Annotated in this window: 4 protein-coding genes; 1 reads left to right on the forward strand and 3 read right to left on the reverse strand. The window is 69.0% G+C overall.

The genetic code is table 11. From position 1 onward, the window contains the following. The 3 genes from AOK16_RS07000 to AOK16_RS07010 all read right to left on the reverse strand — a co-directional run. Positions 1-1,431: ABC transporter permease (locus tag AOK16_RS07000; protein ID WP_055471360.1), on the reverse strand; the 1,431-nt coding region annotated here is incomplete at its 3' end. Positions 1,432-1,620: 189 nt separating this feature from the next. Beyond that, positions 1,621-2,874: a L,D-transpeptidase gene (locus AOK16_RS07005; protein ID WP_055471361.1), complete on the reverse strand. Its 1,254-nt coding sequence runs from the start codon at positions 2,872-2,874 to the stop codon at positions 1,621-1,623. 198 nt (positions 2,875-3,072) lie between these two features. Beyond that, positions 3,073-3,546, reverse strand: coding sequence for a hypothetical protein (locus tag AOK16_RS07010; protein WP_240483421.1), 474 nt, complete (start codon positions 3,544-3,546; stop codon positions 3,073-3,075). A gap of 106 nt (positions 3,547-3,652) precedes the next feature. Here AOK16_RS07010 and AOK16_RS07015 point away from each other — a divergent pair, with 106 nt between their 5' ends. Further along, on the forward strand, positions 3,653-3,961 hold the full coding sequence (locus AOK16_RS07015) for a hypothetical protein (protein WP_055471362.1): 309 nt from the start codon (positions 3,653-3,655) through the stop codon (positions 3,959-3,961). The last annotated feature ends 152 nt before the right edge of the window (positions 3,962-4,113 follow it).

A 4,113-nucleotide genomic window follows, 5' to 3' on the forward strand; every position in this document is an offset into this window, starting at 1 on the left:
GTCCGCGGGGCGCAGCCGGGAGGCGCGCCAGCCGCCGAAGGCGCCCGCGATCAGGCCGCCCGCGATGGCGAGGGCCACCGCGATGCCGATGGTGGTGGGGGAGACCGGCGCGTTCAGCGCGATGTCGAGCGTCTTGCCGGCTCCCTCGGGGCCCTTGCCGCCCCCCGGGCCGCCGAAGGTCCTGACCATGCCGCCCATACCGCCGCCTCCGCCGAGGCCGGGGCCCAGTTCCGCGGTGAGCGTCGGGCTCACGGCGGTCACCAGGTAGGCGCCGCCGAGTCCGAGCGCGATACCGAGGGCGCCGCCGATCAGGCCGTTGACCAGTGCCTCGCCGACGACCTGGCGGGTGACCCGGCCGCTCTTCCAGCCCAGGGCCTTGAGCGTGCCGAACTCCCGCACGCGCCGGCTCACCGCCGAGGAGGTCAGCAGCCCGGCCACCAGGAAGGCCGCGACGAGCACCACGACGGACAGCCACTTGCCGACCGTGCTCGCCAGGTCGGAGGCCGTGGACAGCGAGCCGGAGACGGTGGCGGCCAGGTCCTCGGAGGTGGTGACGGTGGTGTCCGGAACGTTCTTCTGGATGGCCGACTTGACGGCGCCGATCTGCTGGGAGTCGGCCGCCTTCACATAGACGGTGGTGATCTTGTCCTTGGAGTCGGAGAGGGTCTGCGCCTGCTTCAGCGGGATGTAGACGTTGGCCGAGGCCTGGCCGCTGTCGGCGGTCGCGATGCCCACGACCTCGAACTTCTCGTCCTTGATCTCGACACTGTCACCGACCTTCAGGTCCGCCTTCTTGGCGTACGCGCTGTCGACCACGGCGACTCGGGCATCGGTCTCGCCGGTCTTGAAGGTACGGCCGTCGGTGATGGTGGAGGAGGTGAGCGGGCCGAGCTCGGGCTGGGTCACGTCGGTGCCGTAGATGGTGAAGGAGTCGACCTCGAAGTCGGCGCCACCACCGCGTACTTCACCTTCTCCGGGCGGCCCCATCTGCAGCCCCTTGCGCTGCGTGTGGATCTCGCCGGGCTTGAAGTCGCCGCTGACCTTGACGTTGATCAGGCTCAGGCCGCCGACCGCGTCCGCGACGCCGTCCTGCTGGGCGACGTCGTCGACGGTGGAGTCGGCGAGCGTCTCGAAGCCCTGGACCATGAGCCGGTCGCTGCTCTGCTCGTCCTCCTCGCCCTTGGCCTCGAACCTGAACCGCGGCTTGGCGGGCTGCGCGCCCTCCTCGGGCTTCTCCTGCGCCTTGGTGACGGTCATGTCCGTCCCGAGGCCGTAGAGCGATTCGAGGACCTTGCCCTGGGCCTGTTTCATGCCGGAGGAGACCGAGGTGACCACGATGACCAGCGCGATACCGAGGGCGAGCCCCGAAGCGACGACCAGCGCCGCCTTTCTGCGGCGGCGCAACTCGCGCCGGAGGTAGATGAAGAACATGCGGCGACGGTAGGAACGCGCCGTGAGGGAGGGTTAAGGCGGAGATGAGAGGCCGCTGAGAAAGGGTCGGGCGGCGCGGAAACCGTAAAAGTTGGGCGGCGCGGGAAGCCGTAGAAAGCGCCGTGCGGCGGCCGGTTGCCGTTGGCAGCCGACCGCCGCACGGCGGTGTCGTCGGGGTACGGGAGAGGGTCAGGCGATCGCGCTCCCGGCGACCCACTCGTTCCACGGCATGTTCCAGCCGTTGAGCCCGTTGTCGGGGGTGATGGTCTTGTCCGGGGAGTTCTTGACGATGACGACGTCGCCGGTGAGCGAGTTGTCGTAGAACCAGGAGCCGTCGGTCTCCGGGTCGTCGGCGCCCTTGACGTCGGCCAGGCCCACGCAGCCGTGGCTGGTGTTGGCCTCGCCGAAGATGCCCTTGCCCCAGTAGTTGCCGTGGATGAACGTGCCGGAGCGGGACAGCCGCATCGCGTGCGGCACGTCCTTGATGTCGTACTCGCCCTTGAAGCCGACCGAGTCGCCGTTCATCCGGGTCTCCTTGAACTTCTCGGAGATCACCATCTGGCCGTTGTAGGTCGGGTTCTCGTTGCTGCCCGCGGAGATCGGGATCTTCTTGACCTCCTGGCCGTCGCGGACGACGGTCATCTCCTTGGTCTCGACGTCGACCGTGCTGACCTGGCTGCGGCCGACCTTGAAGGTGACGGTCTTCTCCTGGATGCCCTGGACGCCCGGGGCGCCCTCGACGCCGTCGAGGTCGAGCTTGAGGGTGACCGTGGAGCCGGCCTGCCAGTAGTCCTCAGGGCGGAAGTCGAGGCGGTTGTCGTTGAACCAGTGGCCCACGACCTTCTGCCCGCTGCTGGAGGCGACCTGGACGCCGCGCTGGACGTCCGCCTTGTTGGTGATGCCCTTGTCGAAGTTGATCGACACGGGCATGCCGACGCCGACGGTCGTGTCGGCCTCGGGCGTGAAGTTCCCGATGAAGCTGTTGTCCGGGGAGACGGTGGTGAGCTTGGAGTGCTCCTTGGCCTCCAGGCCCTTCGCGTCCTTCGCCTCGGCCGAGATCTTGTACGTGGTGGAGCGCTCCAGCTGACCGTCCGGCTCCCACAGGGAACCGTCGGCGGAGATCGTGCCGGGCACCTCGTCACCGGTGGCGACGGCGGTCATGGTCACCTTGGTGAGCTTGCCGTCCTGCACCTGGACCTTGACGTCGCTGTTGACGCCGGCGTTGTCGGCGCCGTTCTTGGGCGTGATCGTTATTCGGGCGGCCGACGCCTCTTCGGCGGCCTGTCGGTCCACCTGGGCCTGGGCCTCCGCCTTCGTGCCGCTGCCGCCGCTCGCCCCGCCCGCATCGCTGCTGCACGCCGTGAGTGTTACGGCGCTGCCGAGCAGTACGGCCGCCACCGTCAGGCTGCGGCGCTTACCGTCCGTCATCACACGCTTCTCCATTGCTACTGATTACCCCTGGAAACCCCGAGTCCGGGCCGCGGATACACGTGTCCGGTCACTGTGAAGAACACGTATTCCTGAGGCACGGTTCCCGTACGGCCCGAATTGTGGGGAACGCCACGTTCGGCGCGGAAAGGCCCCGAGGTCGCCGCAAAAGCGCGTCCCGGGGCCTTTGGCCGGATGTCCTCTGGGTGCGTATCAAGGCCTCCCGGCGGCACCTTTCCCGCGCGGGCGCTCCTCATCCTCACGGATAAAGCCGGATCCGTCGAGGTCGCGAAGGTCCCGCCCTTCCGGGCCCTCCTCCTCTTCCCCGTCCGCGGCCCCGTCGCCGTCCCCCTCCTCCTCGTCGTCTTCGTCGTAGTCGTCGTCGAGGTCGAGGGACCACTCGTCCGAGGACGGGTCGTAGTCGATCTCCTCGCTGGTCCAGGAGGCCTGGGTGAGCTCCGTCCCGGGCACCCCGCCGATCAGGTCGAACGGGTCGACCAGGTACGCGAGCGCCTCCGCCTCGTCCTCCTGTACCGAGGCCTTGGCGTGGCCGCGCTCGTCGTCGGGCATGGACTCATCGGCGTCGATGTGGTCGAGGGCGGCCCCGGTGAGCTCGCCGGAGTCGGTTACCTCCAGGACGAGTTCCACTCGAAGCCGTACGAAACGGGCTGTCTCAGCAGTGGTCATGCGCGGAGCGTAAGGGGCCCGGGAGCCCGGACTTTCCCGCGACCCGCAGCAGTTACTAACATCAGCCCGGACGGCCAAGTCTCTAGTACCACAAGGGGGTCCGTACGTGTCCGCACGCCGCCCGCTGTTGACCGCCACCGCCGCGGGGGCGACGCTCTTCGCGCTGTGGTTCGTGCCGTCGGCGAACGCGACGGTCGAGGACGGGAAGACGGCGCGAGCCTCACAGGCGGCCGCGCAGGCACCATCGGCCGCACGGGCATCGTCGGGCGCGCGGGCCGGGAGCGAAGAGCTGTCGCTGGCGGACACCGGCGGCGTGGACACCACCCCGTATCTGTACGGCGGCACGGCCTTTCTGGTCCTCGGCACGGCCCTCGTCGGCTTCGCGGTGCACCGCACGCGTACGAGTGCGGGCTGAGCAGCACACGCGTCCGCGTACGGGCCGGCGGGAGCGGTTGAACGGGGACGGTCGAACGGGACCGGCCGATTCGGGGCGGCCGGGAGGGAACCTCGCTCGCTTCCGCGGTGTATTAAAGGCATGAAGCAGAAACGCGCCCCGCGAATCCAACT

It is taken from the genome of Streptomyces pathocidini, from assembly GCF_001418495.1.
Taxonomy (GTDB): Bacteria; Actinomycetota; Actinomycetes; order Streptomycetales; family Streptomycetaceae; genus Streptomyces; species Streptomyces pathocidini.